General features: G+C 51.3%; 18 protein-coding genes and 2 tRNA genes. 11 read left to right on the forward strand and 9 right to left on the reverse strand.

What is annotated here, in order from left to right; all coding sequences use genetic code 11:
* Positions 1-27 precede the first annotated feature (27 nt).
* The gene (locus ACKFKH_RS06685) at positions 28-1125 is read left to right on the forward strand and encodes a hypothetical protein (RefSeq protein WP_446857476.1); all 1098 of its coding nucleotides are present in this window, start codon (positions 28-30) and stop codon (positions 1123-1125) included.
* 67 nt (positions 1126-1192) lie between these two features.
* Here the strand turns inward: ACKFKH_RS06685 and ACKFKH_RS06690 are convergent, their stop codons facing one another.
* Complete coding sequence (locus ACKFKH_RS06690) at positions 1193-2053, reverse strand: alpha/beta fold hydrolase (protein ID WP_446857477.1); 861 nt, start codon at positions 2051-2053, stop codon at positions 1193-1195.
* Positions 2053-3315, reverse strand: a complete 1263-nt coding sequence (locus ACKFKH_RS06695) for a homocysteine biosynthesis protein (protein ID WP_446857478.1) — start codon at positions 3313-3315, stop codon at positions 2053-2055. Before ACKFKH_RS06695 ends, ACKFKH_RS06690 begins: the two co-directional genes overlap by 1 nt.
* A gap of 49 nt (positions 3316-3364) precedes the next feature.
* Here ACKFKH_RS06695 and ACKFKH_RS06700 point away from each other — a divergent pair, with 49 nt between their 5' ends.
* The 4 genes from ACKFKH_RS06700 to ACKFKH_RS06715 all read left to right on the forward strand — a co-directional run bounded on the left by ACKFKH_RS06700 (position 3365) and on the right by ACKFKH_RS06715 (position 5953).
* Entirely contained in the window at positions 3365-3574 is a 210-nt protein-coding gene (locus ACKFKH_RS06700) for an acetyltransferase (protein ID WP_446857479.1), read from the forward strand.
* A gap of 147 nt (positions 3575-3721) precedes the next feature.
* A tRNA-Asp gene (locus tag ACKFKH_RS06705) sits at positions 3722-3795 on the forward strand.
* A gap of 110 nt (positions 3796-3905) precedes the next feature.
* On the forward strand, positions 3906-5342 hold the full coding sequence (gltX, locus tag ACKFKH_RS06710) for a glutamate--tRNA ligase (RefSeq protein ID WP_446857480.1): 1437 nt from the start codon (positions 3906-3908) through the stop codon (positions 5340-5342).
* A gap of 155 nt (positions 5343-5497) precedes the next feature.
* Positions 5498-5953 (forward strand): hypothetical protein, encoded by a 456-nt coding sequence (locus tag ACKFKH_RS06715; protein ID WP_446857481.1) that lies wholly within the window; start codon positions 5498-5500, stop codon positions 5951-5953.
* Here ACKFKH_RS06715 and ACKFKH_RS06720 read toward each other — a convergent pair.
* The gene (locus ACKFKH_RS06720) at positions 5923-8235 is read right to left on the reverse strand and encodes a substrate-binding domain-containing protein (protein WP_446857482.1); all 2313 of its coding nucleotides are present in this window, start codon (positions 8233-8235) and stop codon (positions 5923-5925) included. The two genes, ACKFKH_RS06715 and ACKFKH_RS06720, sit on opposite strands and share 31 nt — an antisense overlap.
* A gap of 277 nt (positions 8236-8512) precedes the next feature.
* Between ACKFKH_RS06720 and ftsH2 the strand changes: the two genes are divergently transcribed.
* Complete coding sequence (gene ftsH2 / locus ACKFKH_RS06725; protein ID WP_446857483.1) at positions 8513-10399, forward strand: ATP-dependent zinc metalloprotease FtsH2; 1887 nt, start codon at positions 8513-8515, stop codon at positions 10397-10399.
* A gap of 90 nt (positions 10400-10489) precedes the next feature.
* Here ftsH2 and ACKFKH_RS06730 read toward each other — a convergent pair whose 3' ends face one another.
* On the reverse strand, positions 10490-11047 hold the full coding sequence (locus ACKFKH_RS06730) for a glutathione S-transferase family protein (RefSeq protein ID WP_446857484.1): 558 nt from the start codon (positions 11045-11047) through the stop codon (positions 10490-10492).
* Between the two features lie 95 nt (positions 11048-11142).
* Complete coding sequence (locus ACKFKH_RS06735) at positions 11143-11607, reverse strand: hypothetical protein (RefSeq protein ID WP_446857485.1); 465 nt, start codon at positions 11605-11607, stop codon at positions 11143-11145.
* 409 nt (positions 11608-12016) lie between these two features.
* On the opposite strand from ACKFKH_RS06735, the gene ACKFKH_RS06740 reads away from it, so the two are divergent.
* Entirely contained in the window at positions 12017-12817 is an 801-nt protein-coding gene (locus tag ACKFKH_RS06740; protein WP_446857486.1) for a tetratricopeptide repeat protein, read from the forward strand.
* A gap of 36 nt (positions 12818-12853) precedes the next feature.
* Here ACKFKH_RS06740 and ACKFKH_RS06745 read toward each other — a convergent pair whose 3' ends face one another.
* The 4 genes from ACKFKH_RS06745 to ACKFKH_RS06760 form a co-directional block, all read right to left on the reverse strand.
* The gene (locus ACKFKH_RS06745; protein ID WP_446857487.1) at positions 12854-14212 is read right to left on the reverse strand and encodes an ABC transporter substrate-binding protein; all 1359 of its coding nucleotides are present in this window, start codon (positions 14210-14212) and stop codon (positions 12854-12856) included.
* A gap of 180 nt (positions 14213-14392) precedes the next feature.
* Positions 14393-14481: transfer RNA gene (locus ACKFKH_RS06750), tRNA-Ser, on the reverse strand.
* A gap of 99 nt (positions 14482-14580) precedes the next feature.
* The gene (mraY, locus tag ACKFKH_RS06755; protein WP_446857488.1) at positions 14581-15675 is read right to left on the reverse strand and encodes a phospho-N-acetylmuramoyl-pentapeptide-transferase; all 1095 of its coding nucleotides are present in this window, start codon (positions 15673-15675) and stop codon (positions 14581-14583) included.
* Positions 15676-15821: 146 nt separating this feature from the next.
* Positions 15822-16055, reverse strand: a complete 234-nt coding sequence (locus ACKFKH_RS06760; RefSeq protein ID WP_446857489.1) for a DUF3134 domain-containing protein — start codon at positions 16053-16055, stop codon at positions 15822-15824.
* A 268-nt stretch (positions 16056-16323) separates the two neighbouring features.
* Between ACKFKH_RS06760 and ACKFKH_RS06765 the strand changes: the two genes are divergently transcribed.
* The 4 genes from ACKFKH_RS06765 (at position 16324) to recJ (ending at position 20766) form a co-directional block, all read left to right on the forward strand.
* Positions 16324-16908: a PAP/fibrillin family protein gene (locus tag ACKFKH_RS06765; protein ID WP_446857490.1), complete on the forward strand. Its 585-nt coding sequence runs from the start codon at positions 16324-16326 to the stop codon at positions 16906-16908.
* Positions 16909-17004: 96 nt separating this feature from the next.
* On the forward strand, positions 17005-17781 hold the full coding sequence (locus tag ACKFKH_RS06770) for a PD-(D/E)XK nuclease family protein (RefSeq protein WP_446857491.1): 777 nt from the start codon (positions 17005-17007) through the stop codon (positions 17779-17781).
* A gap of 27 nt (positions 17782-17808) precedes the next feature.
* Positions 17809-18381 (forward strand): GNAT family N-acetyltransferase, encoded by a 573-nt coding sequence (locus ACKFKH_RS06775; RefSeq protein WP_446857492.1) that lies wholly within the window; start codon positions 17809-17811, stop codon positions 18379-18381.
* A 69-nt stretch (positions 18382-18450) separates the two neighbouring features.
* Positions 18451-20766, forward strand: a complete 2316-nt coding sequence (gene recJ, locus ACKFKH_RS06780) for a single-stranded-DNA-specific exonuclease RecJ (protein ID WP_446857493.1) — start codon at positions 18451-18453, stop codon at positions 20764-20766.
* Positions 20767-20805 lie beyond the last annotated feature (39 nt).

Genomic DNA, 20805 nt, shown 5'->3' on the forward strand with positions numbered 1-20805 from the left:
GCCCTCAGCCCGTGACGATGATAGCCTATGAGTCCCCTGCCCAACCGTCCTCTCCAACCTCCCAAGTCTCCCGCATCCCCCCAGGCCCCCCTGGATGAGCAACCCCTCAACGATGCTTCTTCTGAGACTCATAAAGACCCTGCTGAAACGCCCCCATCTAGCTCCTCAGAGACCTCCCCAGACACGGCCCCGCTGACTCCCCAGCGCCCGTTGATGCGTCCGGTGGCCAGACCAGTCATGCCACCCAAAGCGATCGAGCCTGAGCCGACTCCGCCGCCTCCCCTTGTAGAGGAAACGCCAGAAGCGCCTCCAGATGACGGATTGCGCCACAAGCCCATCCCAGCACCGAGTGAGCCAATGCAGTATCGAGCGATCGGTCTCCTGCGAGGTCGCTATACCGCATCAGAAGAGCAGTTTACCCGTGGGACGCTGTTCACCACCGATGGCACCGAAATTCAGGCCGTCCTATTGGGTCGGGTGATGAGTCTGGTGAGAAATCATCTGGACTTAGAACAAGACCATCTCTGGGTGGTGTATCCCCGCACCCGCGAGAAAGAAGAAGATCTGCACGCTCAAATCGTCGGAGTTTGGGAGCCAGAGAAGCTGAACAAGGCGGAAGAGGGAGACGGCGAACCTTCAGAAGATGAAGAACCCCCGATCGTTTACCAACCTTCGTCAGAAGCGGATGATGACTATTTCTCGATTCGTGGAGAAGTGATTTTTCACACGCCCGAAGAAAACTCTCTGGTGGTGAAGATTCAGCAAGCGCCTCGCAAAAAAGACGGCAACCGCAGCAAATGCTTCAAGCTCAAACTTGAAGGAACGCTGACTGGTAAGGTCGTTGGCTATTTTTGGGATCTGCAAGTTCGCAGACGGGGCGACGGGCTGGTGATTGAGAAGGGAACCCCGATCGGCATGATTCCGCCTAAGAAGAAGCCCAAATCTTCGTTTAGCAGGGGGAGCGGCGATCGACCGAGACGAGATTTTGCGTCACCGCGTCCGTTTAACCGGGCTGGAGGTGCGTCAAAACCAACCGCTGGGGCACCGTCTACCCCCGCACCTGCGCGCAAAGATCCCTTACCAAAGCCTGTTAAAAAGCGCGACACAAACACAACAGAGGCTTAGAGGTCTTCAGTCTGGCTGAGTGATCAGGGGTGGATTTCGATCCATTCCTGATTATTTTTTTGCAGGCTTATTTTTTGTAGACGATGAACCCTGCGATCGCATCCAACAAAGCTTCTGGCTCGTCGGCTCGAATGGCGTGACCGCTGTTTTCAAAAATTCTTAAGTCAGCGTTGGGAATCACTTTAGCCATTTCTTCTGAAAATTCGGGCTGGCAGATCCAGTCGTGTCGGCCAGCAATAATCAGGGTTGGAGCCGTAATTTTGGGCAATTCATCCAAAACACTGTAGGTTTTTAGAAATCCACCAAACGCGACATTGATAGCATCGACTGAGAGAATGGTGCGATCCCAACTTGCTGATTTGTCGGTGGGGTCGTAGGTGACGGAGTACATCGATCGCATCACCTTAAAATATTCCCGTAGCTGATCCTCCGTTTCAAAGTTGCCATTCCAGAGAAATTGAGCGATCGCTTGCTGTTCTTGGGTGCCTCGTTCTGCCAAAATCTCTTGCGCTCGTTGCAGAAACCGAGAATCAGGGACGGTGGCGATCGCAATCAAATGGGACACATTCTCAGGATAGCGACTGGCATAGGTCAGAGCCACCATTCCCCCATAGGAGCCGCCAATCACGACGATTTTGCCCAATCCCAAATACTGACGCAAAGCTTCCATGTCTTCAACGTTGTGATCCAGCGTGTAGGTCGTTTTGTCGCCCCGTGCCGATCGCCCCTGTCCTCGATGGTCAAAGTACACCAACTGCATTTTGTGGCTCAGAGCAGAAAAAGTTGGCTTGTAGGATGTGTGATCCGCTCCTGGCCCGCCGTGAATCAGAAATGCCAATGGTTTTTCTCGCATTCGAGAGCCGTCGGGCACCAGTCCTGACCCTTCAATATCAAAGTAGATTTCGGTGCCCCGGATTTTGGCAAACATCAGCGACCTCTCAAATCTTGAGGAATGAATGCGCGATCGTTGGGAATCGGGGCAACCGCTTCAGTTAGCGTAAATTTTCCTTGATCAATCCACTGCTTTAGCTCGATCGCCACCTGTCGCGCTAGATGGATACTCGATAAAGGGGCCACTCGCACAGATTTGCCGTCGATCGCCACTCTGCCAGATTTGAGTTGAGCGTAGCTGACCAATCCGAACGTAGGACGAACCCGCCGAGGAATCGAAAAATCGACGATCGGAGCCACCAGATCCTGATCCTGGATGGCACATCGTAAAATCACTTCCTCAGTCAAAACGGGCAGCGGCACACCTACACCCAACATCAGCGACGGGCCATACCCCTTGAGATAGCAGCCTCTCACCCAACGAGTCTCCATCTGTTTTGCGTCACCAATCAGCGCCAAGGTCGCAGCGGGCCCGATCGGAGTTCGGTTGGGCAGTCGTTTTTGTAACGGAAAGTGCTGAGTGCCTTCCCAGGTCACATAACCGATCGCGCCTCCCAAGAAAATTCGCGTGCCAATCCCGATTAGCTGCAAATCAGGATCATTGAGCAACGGGGAAATCGCCCCTGGATTGGAGTAAACCGCATTCGCTAATCGAGGTTGTAGCGGCCCCAAATAAGTGAAAAGGGGACGATCGCCGCCATTCACCCCAACAATAAAATTTTGGTAGAGATTACGAGGATTGAATAGATAAAACTGATTGATCGTTTCGCGAGTAATTGTCGTCTCAAACGAGGCACGAGGGTAGCAGTCTGTCACCTGCCCGATCGCCCGCAAATGCACTGACTTTCCCCCAATCAAATCCTCGATTACATGCCCACCGCCCCGCTCTCGTGAGTCCTCATTGTCCGACCCGTCACCAATGCCCGAATACTCCACCATTTGAGAGGCACCGAGATACAGATCGACCGCCCCAAACCCTGCATAAGCCGACACGCCATCGACCCAGCACTGACGGATCTTAATGGGTGGATCAGTCTGCCCCAGATTCAAAATTGCCCCAGAAGACTCCATCGGCTCAAAGGTGCCCGTTGTCACAACATCGACTTCTTTGGCTGCTTGAGTCACGCCGACTTCTGCAACTCGCGCTTTCAGGGCTTCGACGGTGAGAACGGTAGCCTGATGGCGATCGATTTTGTCATTGATTTCGGCAATAGTTCGCATGAAGCCTGGGTGGAACGCTCGATCGCTATTATCCCTCAGACGATCGCCCAACTTGCCCTCAGATAGATGAGAAGCCATTTCTGAAACCGCATTCTGGTAGCGTACTCAAGCATTTATGGAGAACTCCATGCTTTTGCAGGAAAAACAAACGGGCAACCTGGTTGAAATTCTAGATCTGGAATCTTTATTTAATCCCGCTCAAGACGAAACCAAAGGTCGGATTCAAGAAGGGCAAGAAGAGCAAGACCCGACTCCGTTTCGCAAAGAAGCGCTACTGTTTCCTTCGGGCGAAGATTTGCCGCTCTGTTGGAAGGACGCAGACTATCGTAAAAAATAGTGAATTGAATGCCATTCCGTTTCGCTAACTTGGGCCGATCGCCCTCCCAAAAGCCTTGTTTCAAAAAACTTTCGCAAAACGTTTGACAAAAGAAGGGTCGATCGGCACAATAGAGATCGCGCTGAAAGGTTGCGACCTCAGAAGTGAGGGACTGTAGTTCAATTGGTTAGAGCACCGCCCTGTCACGGCGGAAGTTGCGGGTTCGAGCCCCGTCAGTCCCGTTAAGAAGTAAGGATGAAGGATGAGGGATGAGGGATGAAGTAAAATTCATTCGTTGTCTTAAAGAGTTCATCCTTTTTCTTTTTTATCCTTTTCCTTTACCCTTTTCCTTATGATTCGTGTTCGTATTGCCCCCAGCCCTACCGGAAAGCTTCACATTGGCACCGCTCGAACGGCTGTGTTTAACTGGCTCTTTGCTCGTCATCAGGGGGGGCAGTTCATTCTGCGGATTGAAGATACGGATCTGGAGCGATCGCGCCCCGAATTCACCGAAAATATCTTGGAGGGCTTACAGTGGCTCGGTCTGACCTGGGACGAAGGCCCCTTTTATCAATCGCAGCGGCTACAGATATATGAGAAAGCGGTCAAAACGCTCTTAGACAACGGGCTGGCTTACCGCAGTTACGAAACGCCCGAAGAATTGGATGCGATGCGAGAAGCCCAAAAAGCGCAAAAAGAAGCGCCTCGATACGACAACCGTCACCGCAATTTGACAGCGGAACAGGAAGCCGCTTTTGTCGCAGAAGGTCGTAAGCCTGTGATTCGGTTCAAAATTGAGAACGATCGCGAGATTTCCTGGAACGACATGGTACGCGGCAAAGTCACCTGGAAGGGTCGCGATCTGGGCGGAGATATGGTGATCGCGCGGGCAGCAGAAGGCAGCGAAGTGGGGCAGCCGCTCTATAACTTTGTCGTTGTCGTCGATGACATTGACATGCAGATTAGCCATGTGATTCGGGGAGAAGACCACATCGGCAACACGCCCAAACAAATTTTGCTGTATGAAGCGCTGGGAGCCACCGTTCCAGAATTTGGGCATACGCCGCTGATTCTTAACTCGGCTGGGGCAAAACTCTCGAAACGGGATGGCGTTACCTCGATCGCCGACTTTCAGCAAATGGGCTACACCGCAGAGGGGTTAGTCAACTACATGACGCTGCTGGGCTGGTCGCCTCCAGATTCGACTCAGGAAATCTTTACGTTGGAAGAGGCAGCAGCGGACTTTAGCTTCGATCGCGTTAACAAAGCTGGCGCTAAATTCGATTGGGACAAGCTTAATTGGTTAAATAGTCAATATCTGCACAATATGCCCGTGGACAAGCTCACCGATCTGCTGATTCCCTATTGGCAAGCAGCGGGGTATGAAGTTGATCCGGCAGATCGTTCCTGGTTAGAGCAAACGACGAGTCTGATTGGTGCCAGCTTGTCTCGCCTGCAAGAAGCCGTGGAGATGACGCGCTATCTGTTTGTCAGCGAGATTGAATTTGACGAAGAAGCGATCGCTCAACTCAAACAGGAAGGTGCGGCGGCAGCCCTCAAGTCCATCCATGAAACACTCTCCTCTACTTCTCTGACCAGCGAAAGCATTCAGGAAATCATCAAGCAGGTGGTTAAAGAACAGAACGTCAAAAAAGGGGTGGTGATGAAATCGCTGAGAGCCGCGCTGACGGGTGCGATGCATGGGCCAGATTTGGTGCAGTCCTGGCTGTTGTTAAGTCAGAAGGGATATGATCGTTCTCGACTCGAACGGGCCGCGACGATCGCCTAAAATTCAGTATTGAAGTTGAGGATTCTTAGAACCTAACAACTCTGCCCTCAACGAGAAACTCTCTTGCCAAAAAGACCGTCTTCGAGAACCAGACACGTCAAACGCGAGAAACACCAATGCTTAAGATTCATTCCGAGCGAAAGTGCAGATGGGCAGTGTTGGTATTTTCAGCCATGATAGGAGGCGCGATCGTCTCGATGCCTGCTCAAGCCCAAAGTCCCCCAATGTTTCAAAATGCCACACTTAGCCCCAAGTTTTCCCCCGACCCCACAGAGTTGAAGGGAATTACAGGGGGATCAGTTGCCGCCAAAGAGGTTGCAGGTCGGGCAGATTCTCCGACGGGTGGCTGTTTGGGCTTTATGGATGCTGCCCCCAATCATACGATCGAGCTAAAAGCCGCTTTCAAATATCTCAAGATTCAAACGCAGAGTTCTGAAGACACGACGATCGTCATCAAAGGGCCGGGTGGTGTCTGGTGCAACGACGATTTGCAGGACAAAAATGCTGGAATCGAGGGAGAATGGCTCCCCGGCAGCTATCAAGTCTGGGTCGGCACCTACCACAAAGACAAAGCAACCCCCTACATTTTGAGGATTACAGAAGTCCGGTAGAGGTTAGCGACCCCTTGCGGGTCACTCGAAGCGATCGCCGCCTGCAATGGATAAAACCCTGTTTCTCGGATTAGTTCTTGTCCTGGCTGAGTTTGCAGTAGCTTAATCAGAGCCTCTCCTGCCTCTTTGCGTTTGGCTCGCTGGGGGTCATTGTCCTGACGCACGATCGCATACAGCCTGCGAGTTAGCCGCTCTGGATACTGGCCATTGGGCTGAAACGCTTCTACGTTAACTTTGTTCTGATCCTGCTCTGTACAGGCTGGCCCTCGCTTTCCTAAATTACCCTGGTAAGGCGCGACCCACCCGCTGCTGGCCCCCGGACTAACCGAAATCGGCTTTACCGTACATTGTCTGACTGCTTCGGAAGCCGTCGCATAATAAATGCCCCCCGGAGCATCAGCAACTCTCGCTATCCCAGCACTCAACGAGCCACGAGTGTAATTTTCTTGAGGAATCTTGAAGTCTTCGTTACCTAGCACTTTTTCTTTGAAGTCTTTGGCCGTGCCGGAGGTCTGTGGCGGATTAGAGAAGGGCTGAATGGTCAAACTGGGCAGAGACGGATTGATTTGCTGCCAGTTCGTAATTTTGCCTGTGTAAATGTCTTTTAGCTGCCCGATCGTCAGCCCATCCAAATTCAAACTGGGATTGACGACCACAGCAATCCCGTCAATGGCGATCGCAACCTGCTTGATCCGCACTTGTTTTTGAGCGGCGCGATCGTAATCTTTGGTTTCCAGTTGAGTTGATGAGAGCGCAATATCGAGTTCGCCATCGATCAACATCTGAATGCCGACTTCGCTGCCGTTTTCTTCGGGCGGCTTCACATAATCTAAATTAAAACTGCTTGGAACGCCCGGAAGCACCTTTAAGCCATTTGCCAGACGTGACAACGTGCCAGACCCGCCATACTTCACTGTCATTGCCGGAAACTGAATCTGACTGATTTCGATCACGCCAGGGCTAGGTTCTAAAGCTGGAATTTGGGGTTTAGTCCGATTCAAGAACCAGACTCCACCTGCAACCAATCCCAAAACTGCAATGCTTCCCAAAATCAACTTTTTACTACGGTTCCCTGACTCTTTTGGCAGTGGATTTGAAGCGATCGCAGCGACCTTGCCAGCTAACTGCTCCCAAGTGGGCGGCTGTACCGACTGACCGATACTGATTGCAGGCAACCAACAGACCCCCGGATATTGATTAAAGCCTTCCAGCCGTTGCCGCGCCTCTCGAAACGAGCGAAAAAACGATCGCCCTTCCGCAAAGCTTTTCAAAAACACCTTGAGAAATTTGGCAGCCGCATCATCGGGAACAGGCTCTCGCATGACGATCGTGCAGGGCAGTTTTAACTCAGCCAACTGTCTGGACAGCCCCAACCCATCGCAAGAATTGAAAATACAAAGCTGTAATCGTTGAGCGATCGCCGATCGTAGGGCCTGTTTCAGTTCACCAATCTCTAAATCATCGGTGTCAGAAAGGGCAATTTTGCCAATCTCCCCACTGGCGTTACTGCTGCTGTGTCCCGTGAAAATAAAAATTTCGTAGGGGTGAGTTCGCAGCTTTTCGAGCAGCGTGTGGCGACTGGGCTGTTCCAAAATTTCTACCACTGCGCCGTTTTTCTCAACGCTTTTGATAGCTTCCAGATCTGCGAGAACCCCTTTCTCAATGTTTTGCGTATTGCCAACCACGACCAAAATCTTGACGAGTCCCGACCCAGGTAAAACAGCAGGCGGCTGAAACCGTTCACAGAGAGCAATCTCGGCATTGTGAAAGTGGTCTTCAAAAAACTCCCATTCCTGCCAGGGAAACCGCCGTAGCCGATGATCCTTCACATCCAGCAAAACCCGAATCTCACTGCCAGCGTTTTGCGCCAGCACTTGAGCTAACCTTTCCCGCGCCTTTTGCCACTCCTGACCGCCGTTGAGCCACTCATCCAAGTGCGATTTGAGCGTTTTAGCAAAGCCCGCGATGTCTAATTCTGAGAAGTTTGTCCTTGTCGGGATGGGCGTAAGGCGAAATCGTACGCTGTCCAACCCTAGATAGGCTTGCCGCCAGTCCTCAAACGCCTGAGTCAAGCCTTCAGGAATCGCACTAAGGTGCCCTTCTGCGAGTTCTTCGCCGTCTGAAAATAAGATAAATTGAAACCTTTCCTGCTCGGCAATTTCCCTTAGCTTTAGCCTGATCAGCATCCAAGCACTCCGAGAATTCTGTTTCTGATTCAACAAAATAGCCATATCACGAAAGGAGCGATCGACCACGTATTCCCCAACACGGTCACCTCTCATCTAAGCAAATCGATACTAAGCAAGCGCAGCATTCCTGAAGCAAGGGAATGGCATCAGACCTCATATCTTTAACCTGATTGCTGGATGTCTCCCAATTAGGTTAAATTTAATTAAGATATTTCTCATTAAACGTCTGGAAATCGAATCAACTTTCTCAGAAGCGCCTTTACAGAGCGGAAATCTACCCACTTAAATCCGCGCTTCCCCTTGAGGAAATTTCACTTTTGTTTAAGATCGAGACTTAACCGTTGTTGCCACATATAGAGGTTGCCAGTTTATGAAAGCTTCCTGGAGAACCATTCTGCTGTGGGCCTTGCCTGCACTCGTTATTGGATTTTTCCTATGGCAGGGGTCATTTGCTCCTAATCCCACCACGGTGAGCAAAAACACCGCCAGCACCCGCATGACCTACGGGCGATTTTTGGAATATTTGGATGCCAATCGGGTCAAAAGCGTTGATTTGTATGATGGTGGGCGCACTGCCATTGTTGAAGCGATCGACCCCGAACTGGAAAATCGGCTACAGCGTTTGCGCGTTGACCTTCCGGGCAATGCTCCCGAATTGATTACTCGTCTGAGAGAATCCAACATTAATTTGGATTCTCACCCTGCTCGCAACGATGGCGCAGTTTGGGGACTTTTAGGAAATTTAGTCTTCCCTGTGCTGCTGTTGGGTGGCTTATTCTTCTTGTTCCGCCGTTCTGGAAACGTTCCGGGTGGCCCAGGTCAAGCCATGAGCTTTGGCAAATCTCGCGCTCGGTTCCAGATGGAAGCCAAAACGGGCGTGTTGTTTGACGACGTGGCAGGCATCGAAGAAGCCAAAGAAGAACTGCAAGAAGTCGTGACCTTTTTGAAAAAGCCAGAACGCTTTACCGCAGTCGGTGCCCGGATTCCTAAAGGCGTTTTGCTGGTCGGGCCGCCTGGAACGGGTAAGACTCTGTTGGCAAAAGCGATCGCAGGTGAGGCTGGCGTGCCTTTCTTCTCGATCTCTGGATCTGAGTTTGTCGAAATGTTTGTCGGGGTGGGGGCTTCTCGCGTCCGTGATTTGTTCAAAAAAGCCAAAGAGAACGCACCTTGCATCATCTTTATCGATGAAATTGACGCAGTGGGTCGCCAGCGGGGTGCAGGAATCGGCGGCGGTAACGACGAACGCGAACAAACCCTCAACCAGTTGCTGACCGAGATGGATGGCTTTGAAGGCAACACTGGAATCATTATCATCGCTGCGACCAACCGCGCCGATGTCTTGGATTCTGCGCTGCTGCGTCCGGGCCGATTCGATCGTCAAGTTACGGTCGATGTCCCCGATATCAAAGGTCGTCTGGAAATTCTCAACGTCCACGCTCGCGACAAAAAAATTGCTCCCGAAGTTTCACTCGAAGCGATCGCCCGTCGCACTCCCGGATTCTCTGGGGCTGACCTCGCCAATTTGTTGAACGAAGCGGCTATTCTCACCGCCCGTCGTCGCAAAGAGGCGGTCACCATGCTGGAAGTGGATGATGCCGTCGATCGCGTCGTCGCAGGCATGGAAGGCACACCGCTCGTAGACAGCAAGAGCAAGCGTTTGATCGCTTACCACGAGATTGGACATGCCGTGATTGGCACGCTGGTCAAGGCTCACGATCCTGTGCAAAAAGTGACGCTGGTTCCCCGTGGACAGGCGCAAGGGTTGACCTGGTTTACGCCTTCTGAAGATCAAGGGTTGATTTCGAGAGCGCAAATCCTAGCACGCATCACGGGTGCTTTGGGTGGTCGGGCTGCTGAAGAAGTGATCTTTGGGGATTCCGAGGTGACGACTGGAGCCGGAAACGACTTGCAGCAGGTCACAGGAATGGCGCGTCAAATGGTGACTCGGTTTGGCATGTCCGATTTAGGGCCGGTTTCGCTTGAAAGTCAGCAAGGCGAAGTCTTCCTGGGTCGGGATTGGACGGCGCGATCGGAATACTCCGAAGAAATCGCCGCTCGCATAGATGCTCAAGTCCGCATGATTGTCGAACACTGCTACGACGATGCGCGCCGGATCATGCGTGAAAATCGCGAAGTCATCGATCGCTTGGTCGATTTGCTGATTGAAAAGGAAACGATCGACGGCGACGAGTTTCGTCAAATCGTAGCTGAATATGCGAACGTTCCTGAAAAAGAACGCTATGTGCCTCAGCTGTAGATTCTGCCCAAAATTTGTTGACTGATGGGGGATGGTAAAAGCTATCCCCTTTTTTGTCTGCGAATAGCTCCTATTCAAGCTTGAAAGGGACTATCTTCGACCGCCGATCGTCTTAACAAATGCAGGACGCTCCGACAGTCGCTGTACATAGTTCACCACTTTGGGATATGCACCAAAATCGAGCTTCAGCATCAGAGGAATGTATGACAGCATCGAGCCGATCGCTACATCTGCCACCGTAAAGCGATCGCCCAACACAAACGGCTGCTGCCCAAACAATTCATCTAACGGCTGCATCAGTCTGGGAAACTCTCGCTCTCGACTCGCCTCGACGAATACTCCTGGCCCCAGCGTTGCGTTGGCAAACAGAATCCACTGGGCGATCGTTCCTTGAGTTTCGAGCGAGTCGAATTCTTTGCTGTACTTCTGAGCTAGATAAAGCAAAATTGCGCCTGACTCCCAGAGAGAAAAGCCGCCATCGACGATCGCGGGCACCTTCCCAAAGGGGTTAATCTGACGAAACTCAGGCTGCAAGTGTTTTTGAGCCGACATGTCCAGCAGCACAAACTCGTAGGGAATTTCTAATTCTTCTAGATACCACTGCACGATCGAGGCCCGACTCCGCGCACCACCGTAGAGCTTCAACATTCGTAAACTCCTACTAAAAATATTCGCTGAAATTAGGGTACACTTGTACTATTCTAAAAGCATTGTTTGAGGTTGCCCCATGCCCAAACCCAAGCCTACAGCACCTTATGAGTGTGTTCGTGCTGTTTTACGTTGTCTTCGGTGCTGACGATACGCTGAGAATTGAGCACCCGTTTGCGTTCGGTAGAGTGGTTAAAGTCGGTGCGGGTTGTTCCGATCGCGATGTGAGACTGCGCCTGCGATCGTGCTTTAAACGTCCGAGCCGCCGCCGTCGCCCGAAAGCTGAAATCATCACAAAATTGAGCATCGGCCGGAAAACCATCCGGGAGTTGAGGCGTTTCATCTCTCAAAACGGTGCCGATCGTCGTCGCGATCGCTCTGGAGTAAGAAGTCGGAATCCCTTTGACGATCGCTTCGAGTGCCGCAGATGGAATCGGCTCAATCACCTTCACCTCATGCACTTCACCATCATCTTTGATATAACAGGTTGCCAAACCCAGCACTAGATAGTCATCTGCGGTCAAATCGGACGTGTTGGGGTAGGAAAATGTGGTCGTCATAAACAGCTTGTGTAGCCCAGTTCAACACTGGTGCGATCGCTTGATTGCTGCATTTTATCAAGTTGAGCGATCAGTCTGCCCCAGGCTTTATGACTCGCAACACAGGTGAGCCGCCGTTAGTGAATTAATTTTTCGGGAATATTAAGGTTATGCAAAGTTCGCGTAAATTTCTATCCTTCCTGTTACCCAATCGTCTAACCCAGAAGTGTGAACCCGTGTGTCAATTCCTGTTTCGTCAGAAATAACCTGAATTGGCATTGTAGAACTTGTTGTCGAAACCACGACGCAACACGGCTGTCACTTCACAGATCTAAAATCTAACCGTAGACGTATCAGGTTGTGACACGTAGGCAGAAAAAATTTAGTCGTCAAGTCGATAAGGTTAATCCAGAAGCCTAGTGAGGATTGCATGAACGCTCGTACTTCTCTCAGTCAAGACAACTCCAGATCTTTACGTCCGACTTATCTCAAGAGTGGAAGAACGCACGTTACTCGCCGTAGCTCCACTACAAATTCGCTTCGCCAGCGTCGCAGACCTCTAGAAAGCACCCGTCGCACCACCTGGCTAGAGCCGAGTGAGCAGGATCGGTTGCTGAGACAACAATCTCTCTGTGAAGCTCGCAAAGGAAACTACAGGGACGCGATCGAGGGACTCAACCTTCTCCTCGAACGGAACCCCTCCAGCTCTGTAGACTTCAACAACCGAGGATTGGTTCATTTTCAATCGGGTCAGTTTGGCGCAGCGTTGGATGACTACAACTACGCCATTCATCTCAACCCCAAGTTAGCCAGCGCCTACAATAATCGCGCCAATTACTATGCAGCTCAAGGCTGTCTGACAGAAGCTCTCGCAGATTATGAAATGGCGATCGACCTCGACCCCACCAACATTCGCGCCTGGATCAATCAGGGAATTACGTTTCGAGAGCTAGAAGAATTTGCTCAAGCGATCGAGAACTTTGATCACGCCCTGCAAATCACCCAATTGTTGTCCAACGGTTCCACCAGCGTTTTAGAAGCCCACATTTTTGGGGCACGAGGGCGAGCGCACCATCTGTCAGGAGACTGGAACTATGCGATCGCAGATTACAACCGGGCGTTGGAACGATTTGGCGATACAGATGCGATCAATTCAGCCGCCTCTCATCGCCTGTTGGCTCAAATTGACGGCTGGCTTAATGACCTGATCGCACCCTCGGGAGAGTTCTAAAGACTGATCGTTCAGAAATTCACTAGCTACTCCGGTCTACTGAGGGCTAACCTTGCCAATCACGGCTAGAGAGCCATCATCTTTGACTGTCCAAACATCGTAGTTGCCGATGACATCTCCACTTTCATCAATATCGACGTTGCCACTTGCGCCCTGGTAGTTGATCTTCTCGCCTTTTTTGAGAAGTTCTAGCCCTTTACAAACATCTGTGACTTCTGTCCCAGGAGCATTGGTCACTTCGCGCAGTTTGTCTTTGATAGCTTCTCCTGTATTGGCTTTGGCGGATTGGGCCGCTAATACTAGAATTGCGGCGGCATCCCAGGAATGGGCCGCATAGGGAGCGAGGGGACGCTTTTGTTTCTCAGCCCAAAGTTTTGTGAAGGCATCTAGCGCTTTGCCATTGGCACCAGGAACGGTACCGATCGCCCCGGACAAGATCGATTTGCCATCTTGAGTTTTGCCCACCTTGGAGACAAAATCGGGTGAATAAACGCCATCCGTTAGCAGCAGTTGAGTTCCTTTGCTCACCCCTTGCTCAAACGCAGACTTGACCAACAGACTGCCCGTATCCGCATAAAGCACAGCCGCCACCGCATCAGGCTTACCTGCAAAGGCTGCCGCCGCCTCAGTTTGAAACGTTGTTGCTTTGGGATCGTAGCGAGTCGGCTTAGAAGCGTTCGTGATCGTGCCGCCTAATTTCTCAAAGGCTTTTACAAATTCTTTTTCAAAGCCCACCCCGTAGTCGTTGTTGATGACGATCGTACCTGCCGTTTTAAAGCCGCGCTCTTGGGCTAATTTCGCCAGCGCTTGAGCCTGATAGGTGTCCGGAGGAGCCGTCCGCGCCCAATAGCCCTGAAACTTGCCTTCCTTCGCCTGTTGAGTAAAAACGGGACTGGTGCTGCCAGGGGAAATCAACACAACTTTATTGCGAACGGCTACGGGCAACGCTGCTGTCGAAACGCTACTGGCAAACGATCCGACGACTCCCGCCACTTTTTCAGCTTCGGCTAGCCGAGTCATGCCTTCTGTCCCCGCTGAGGGATCGGTCTGGTCATCGACCGAAACGAGGGTGACAGGTTCACCATTTACGCCACCGCACTGATTGACCGTCTCGACTAAAAGCGGAACTGTAGCAATCATTTGCTGCCCGATCGACCCCAAATCCCCCGTTGCAGGTAAGAGCGACCCAATCTTCAGCCCCTTTGCTTCTGTCGTGGGAGCGGCGGCTGGAGCGGTCGTTGTGCCCGGAGAGGCCGCATTGGGTGGAGGAGCAGCTTCTTGACAGGCTGCGGTGAGAAACCCGACGGCTAGGGTTAGGGCAGCAAGAGCGACCCCTTGCGGGTATCTCGGAGAGACTGCCGACTTCGGCTTAGGATGTGAAGACAAGTGACTCATCGAATTAAACCCCTCAATGTCTCGTGTGCAGTTGCTAGGAGCCACAACCGCTTAGAAATGAGCCTCATCTTAAACCAATTGCCTCAGAAAATACACACGTTTGTCGATTTGGCTCAAAAACAAGAATGGGCCACGAACATTTAAAACATTCATGACCCATTACAAGTGGTCGATTTGGGACGGAGAGAGAGGGATTCGAACCCTCGGATAGTCCTAAAACCATCAACAGATTAGCAATCTGCCGCTTTCGACCACTCAGCCATCTCTCCAAGGTGTCGATTCACTATGATACTAGACTTTGCTTACATAAGCGACTCAGTTTCAAAATTAGTGAATCGAAACGTAAAACCATTTAGTTAGCGAATTAGTTAGCGAATTGTGAAGGTGAGAATTGCCAGGAGGGTGGCGATCGCATAAAACCAGCCGACCACTTGAGTCTCTGTCCAGCCCGTCAACTCTAGATGATTGTGGAAAGGTGACATTTTAAAGAGACGCTTGCCAATGCCGTTTGAGTCCTTGGTTGCTTTGTAGTAGCTAACTTGGGCGATCACAGACAGCGTTTCGATCACAAACAATCCGCTCAAAATCAGTAGAGCAAACAGCGAATTGCTAATCAGGGCAACGGCCGCCAATGCACCGCCCAGCGCCAGCGATCCTGTATCGCCCATAAAAACGCGGGCCGGATTGCGATTGTGAACCAAAAATCCTATACAGCCGCCACTCAAACAAGCGCAGAAAACCATCAAGTCGGGTGAAGTCTGACCCACCAGGGCACCGAGACCCAGTAGCGCGATCGCCACCGTTCCCCCAGCCAAACCATCCATGCCATCCGTTAAGTTGGTTGCATTGCTCTCAGCGACCAGCACAAAGGAAGCCAGCAGCCAAAACAAGCCGCCCAGCGGTAACATTAATCCAAAGGGAAGCGCCAGAGTCGTGATGCTAACGGGCTGTGTGGCGTACATCCAGACGCAGAACGCGATCGCGAAGCCAATTTGTAGCCCCATCTTTAAGCGAGGCGAAATGCCCTTGTTGGACTTGTAGCGAATAATCTGCCAATCATCCAAAAAGCCGATCGCCGCATAGGCCATGGTTAGCGCAGAAACGGCCATTACATTCGGCGAAAAGTTAGAAAGCACGATCGCGATTCCCACTGCCACCGGAACAAAGAACGCGCCTCCCATCGTCGGAGTCCCTGCCTTCTTTAAGTGGGACTGCGGCCCATCTTCTCGAATCACCTGTCCTGCTTTGAGCACCCGCAGTAGCGGAACTGCCCAGAACCCCACACCAGCCGTCGCCAGAGCAGAAATCCACAAGGATAAGGTTAGCGAGGCTCCTTGGTCGAGCGATCGTCCAGATAGCCAGTCTAACCCCAGCGCCGCTACCGAAAGCCCGATCGTCACGCACAAAAATAAGCGCGTTCCGGAAAGGCTGAATGACCGATTTGTAAATAACTTTGCGTCCACAAGAATCTCACTTCACTCCACAAGTACACCACACCAACCAAAGGACTTTTTTCGGAAAAATCGTCCAATACCTTGAACTTTAGGTCAACTCGGAAAGGTCTATGGTCAAGACTTGGTTAAGTTTGGCTAACCATAGACCGATCAACCTAATCTTCGAGATCTAAATCATCGTCGTCGTCGAGATCAAAGGAGTTGTCATCCTCTGAAATGAACTCGGTGATTTCTTCTTCGCTGCCTGGATATTCAGCATCCACTGGCTCACGAGCCAACAGGCGGCCCGTATTTTCTAGCCAATCTAGAATCGAGGACTCTTGCTGAACTGGAATCACAGCGGCCCGTTGCCCACGCGGTTCTTCACGTAATGAGGGGTTGTAAGTCATAGACACAACAAAAATTAACGTTGCTTTACTTAAATCTTATACGCAGTGAAACAACCAGAGTCTACCATCCAGGAAGGAAATTGGAACAGGGAATTCTCACATTTTTTGGCAGATGTCAAGGTTGCTTTTTCCAGGTTAGAAATTGGCTATGAAAAGCGATCGCTGCATTTAAGAAAATTTGTAATAATCGTCCCCTGATCCCGACCGCAGAATTACGATTGGGTAATCAGTCGGCTATCCTATCATCTGTTTACGGGGTTGAACGCGAATGATCGGGAAGGCAGCACTATTAGAAACGATCGCAGGCAAAAATCGAGGCCTGCTGGCAACCGATTCTCAAAAGCAGGCGATTTTGGCGGCGATCGCTCAACTCGAAGATCGCAACCCTACGCCGCGTCCGATCGAAGCCTTAGATCTATTAGATGGTGATTGGCGGTTGATCTACACCACCAGTCGGGGGATTTTGAGCATCGATCAGGTGCCTTTTCTCAAATTGGGGCAGGTTTACCAAAGCATTCGCGCCCCCGAAGCCAAGCTCTACAACATTGCCGAACTGATTGGATTGCCCTTTGTCGAGACGATCGTCAGCATTGGGGCCCGATTCAAACCTGTCTCTGAGCGACGAGTAGATGTGAAATTTGAGCGATCAGTGATTGGACTTCAGCGACTTATCGGCTATCAAACCCCCGATCGCTTTATCGAGCAGCTTGAATCAGGACAAAAACTGGCGGCGATCGATTTCAGCGTCGAAAACCGCGATCAGCAAGGTTGGCTAGACATCACCTACCTGGACGAAGACCTCCGCATCGGGCGCGGCAACGAGGGCAGCGTGTTTGTATTGACAAAAGGGTGATGGGAGAGAAGTGAGGTGTGAGGTGTAACGAAAAACTTAGAATGGGGTTAGCGATCGTGCCATTCCCCTTTCATCCCTCATCCCTCATCCCTTCCCATGCGTCTTTCCCAAGGACAGTTAAACCTCCTCGAAACCTGTCCGCGTAAGTTTCAGCACACTTATTTAGAACAGTTGGGAGCACCCACCACACCCGATCAGCAGGCGCGCTTGATGTTGGGGAGCCGCTTTCACTCGTTGATGCAGCAGTGGGAGATGGGGCTTCCGGTGGAACCGTTTATTCGCGAAGACGAGCAGTTAAATCAGTGGTTTACGGCATTTGTGGGAGCGGCTCCCAGGATTTTGGAGCTAGAGGCACCCACCTTTCGTCAAAGTGAGCATCAGCGCACTCTGGAAGTAGAAGGGCATTTGCTGACGGTGGTGTATGACTTGTTGGTGATGAGCGACTCTCAGGCCCAAATTCTCGACTGGAAGACCTACCCAAAACCGTTGAAGTCAAGACAACTGGCAGAAAATTGGCAAACTCGCCTCTATCCGTTCGTGTTGGCGGAGACGAGTCACTACGATCCTGGGCAGATTTCGATGACTTACTGGTTTTTTCAATCGAAGTCTGGAGAAGACGCTGACCCGCAAAGCCTCAAGTTTTCCTACAGTTCAACGACTCATCAGCAAACTCAGCGAGATCTAACCCAGCTACTCCAACGATTGAGCGGATGGATCGATCGCTACGAGCAAGGCGAGTCTTTTCCGCAAGTGGCAGAAGGCTCAAAACAGTGTGCAGACTGTAGTTTTGCAACGCGCTGTCAACGAGGAGATGGCGAGGAATCGACTGTACGCTTACCTAACTTTGCAGAGATTCAAGAAATTCCGTTGTAATCAAGATAGGGCGTAGGAATTATTTTTATGACGGAATCTTTTAGCAGCGAAGTCATCTCACCTCCGATCGAAGTTCGGGATATGGAGATTGATGATCTGGCTGCCGTTTATCATTTGGGCGAAAGGCTTTTTACCAGCGACCTGTACCCCTACATTTATCGCACCTGGGATGAGTGGGAAGTGATCGGACTCTACAACACCGATCCCGAATATTGCCTGGTGGCCGCAGTGGACGATCGCGTCGCCGGATTCATTCTCGGAACCGTGATCAACAAAGCCTCGCTGGTTTATGGCTACATCATTTGGCTCGGCGTGTCTCCCGACTTTCAGCGGCGCGGGGTAGCGGACAAACTGGTCGATAAGCTGGTAGAACGCATGATCGATGATGGGGCAAGATTTATGATGGTGGATACCGACCCCGAAAATCTTCCCGCCGTTAAGTTCTTCGATCGCAAGGGTTTTGGCAATATGCGGCGACACGTTTTCTTATCGCTAAATCTCAGTGAGCATGAATACTACGGCAGACTGATCGCCTACGAGCGAGAAAAAGCAGAACGAGCCGTCTGGAAGCGTCCCCGTCGCCCAAACCCCAAAACGTGAGATCCAAAATTTAAGATCCGAAATTTGAGATCTAAACCTTGAGGCATCCCAAAATCTGAGGAATTATTCATGTCAGCGATCGCTTGGGCTATTCAATCAGAGTTGCCACCAGCAGAATTCATTCAAACGCTTGAGTTTCACGGCGTGAAAGGTCGGTATGTGGCTCAACTACTTTGGCAACGGGGCATTCGCGACCCTGAGAAATTGGCGGGCTATTTGAATGCTGATCTTTACAAACCAACGAGCGCCTTTGAATTTGGGCAGGAGATGCGATCGGCGGTTCAACGGCTCAAAGCGGCTTACGAATCTCAGGAAACGATCGCCATCTGGGGAGATTTTGATGCCGATGGCGTAACTTCAACGGCGGTTTTGTGGGATGGGTTGGGAGAATTTTTTACCCAAAATCAGCAGCTTTTTTACTTTATTCCCAATCGGCTCACCGAGTCTCACGGCTTGTCCAATTCGGGCATTGACGCGCTCAAAGCAAAAGGCTGTCAGCTAATTGTCACCTGCGACACAGGCAGCACTAACCTGGATGAATTGACCTACGCTCAAAGTCTAGAAATCGACGTAATCGTCACTGACCACCACACCCTGCCCAAAGATCGTCCGCCTGTTGTCGCCATTCTCAACTCGCGCTATTTTCCTGCTGACCATCCGTTAGCCAAACTTTCAGGCGTTGCCGTCGCCTACAAACTGGTTGAGGCGCTCTACCAAACGATGCCAGAGGTGCCTAAAAAACCGTTAGAAACGCTGTTGGATCTGGTGGCGATCGGACTCATTGCCGACCTGGTAGAACTCAAAGGCGACTGTCGCTATCTCGCCCAAAAAGGCATCCAACAACTCCAGACTCACAGCAAACGCAAGCCCTCTGAACAAACCCGCCCCGGCATCACGAGATTGTTAGAACGGTGTCATCGGAGCGGCGATCGAGCCACCGATATTTCCTTTGGTCTCGGCCCGCGCATCAACGCTGTCAGCCGCATTCAGGGAGATGCTCACTTTTGTGTAGAGTTGCTGACGAGTCAAGACCCTCAGCGCTGTCAAGAATTAGCCGACGCGACCGAATTGGCCAACGCTCGCCGCAAAGCTTTACAAAAAGATGTTGCCCAACAGGTATCCGCCAAACTTGCCCAGCTAGATCTCTCCACCACAGGCGTAATCGTTCTCTGGGATGACCAGTGGAATCTGGGCGTATTGGGACTCGTCGCAGGTCAAATTGCTCAAGAATACGGGCGACCTACCATTCTTCTCAGCACCGAGGCAGCGAATCATTCTTCAGATCGATCGCTGGCTCGTGGGTCTGCCCGCTCTGCCAATCAAATTGATTTATACCAACTGGTCAAAGATCAGGCGCATCTGCTTCATCGCTTTGGCGGACATCCGTTTGCAGCAGGGCTGAGTTTACCTGTCGAAAATCTACCGCTCTTTGTCGAGGCGATCAACCAGCGATCGCGCCAACAGCCCCTTCCTGCTACGCCTTCCCTCAAAGCCGATCTACAGGTCACCGTTCAAGAATTGGGATTTGAGCTATTTCAAGAACTCAAACTAATCGAACCTTGCGGCATGGGCAATCCGATTCCCAAACTGCTAATCCAAAATTGCTGGTTTGAAGTGGGCAAACATCGCAACACTCGCGACTGGAAGGGGCAAGAAGTCCGCTATATTCAAACCGAGTTCAAAATCCTGGACGAAACGGTCACAACGGGCTTTCCCGGTCTCTGGTGGGGACACTACAGCCACGAAATTCCTCAAGGTCGCTGTGATGCGATCGTCGAACTCGAAAACAATACCTTTCGCAAACAGTATGAAGTGCGCCTGGTGGCCGTTCGTCCCTGTGAAACCTCCGTTCAGACAGCTTCGCCACAAGTGGATTGGATTCTCGACTGGCGCACTGAGATGCCCTCCAATACCCCCGAAAAGCTGCTCAAAGTGCAAAGCTGCCCCACCAGTTGGAGCGAGCTACAAGCCTGGTTTCGTCGCGCCCTCAACGCAAAAAGTCACCTGGCGATCGCGTATCCTACGCCCACACTCACGCCTCCCCACGAGATTTGGACCCAACTGGTCGGCATCGCCAAATATTTGAGCCGCACTGGAGAAACTGCCACGCGCCAGCAGTTGACCGAACGGTTAGGAATCAGCGATCGTCCCCTCAAAAGTGGCTTCAAAGCACTGGAATATTTGGGCTTTAGCGTCACTTACTCAGACCGCTTTCAGATCACCTGGAATGCAGCCAGAGAATCGCAGTCATCAGAAGCGATCGCCAGAATCACCGAACAGTTTCTAGCTGAGATTCGAGAAGAACAGTTTTATCGTCAATATTTTTATCAGGTGCCGCTCACGACGATTCAAAATGTAGCATTTCAAACAACTTTTAATCTCTGATCAAGTTCAAAGAAGCGTGTGAGGAACCTCTGAACTGAG

The organism is Phormidesmis sp. 146-20, from assembly GCF_052939475.1.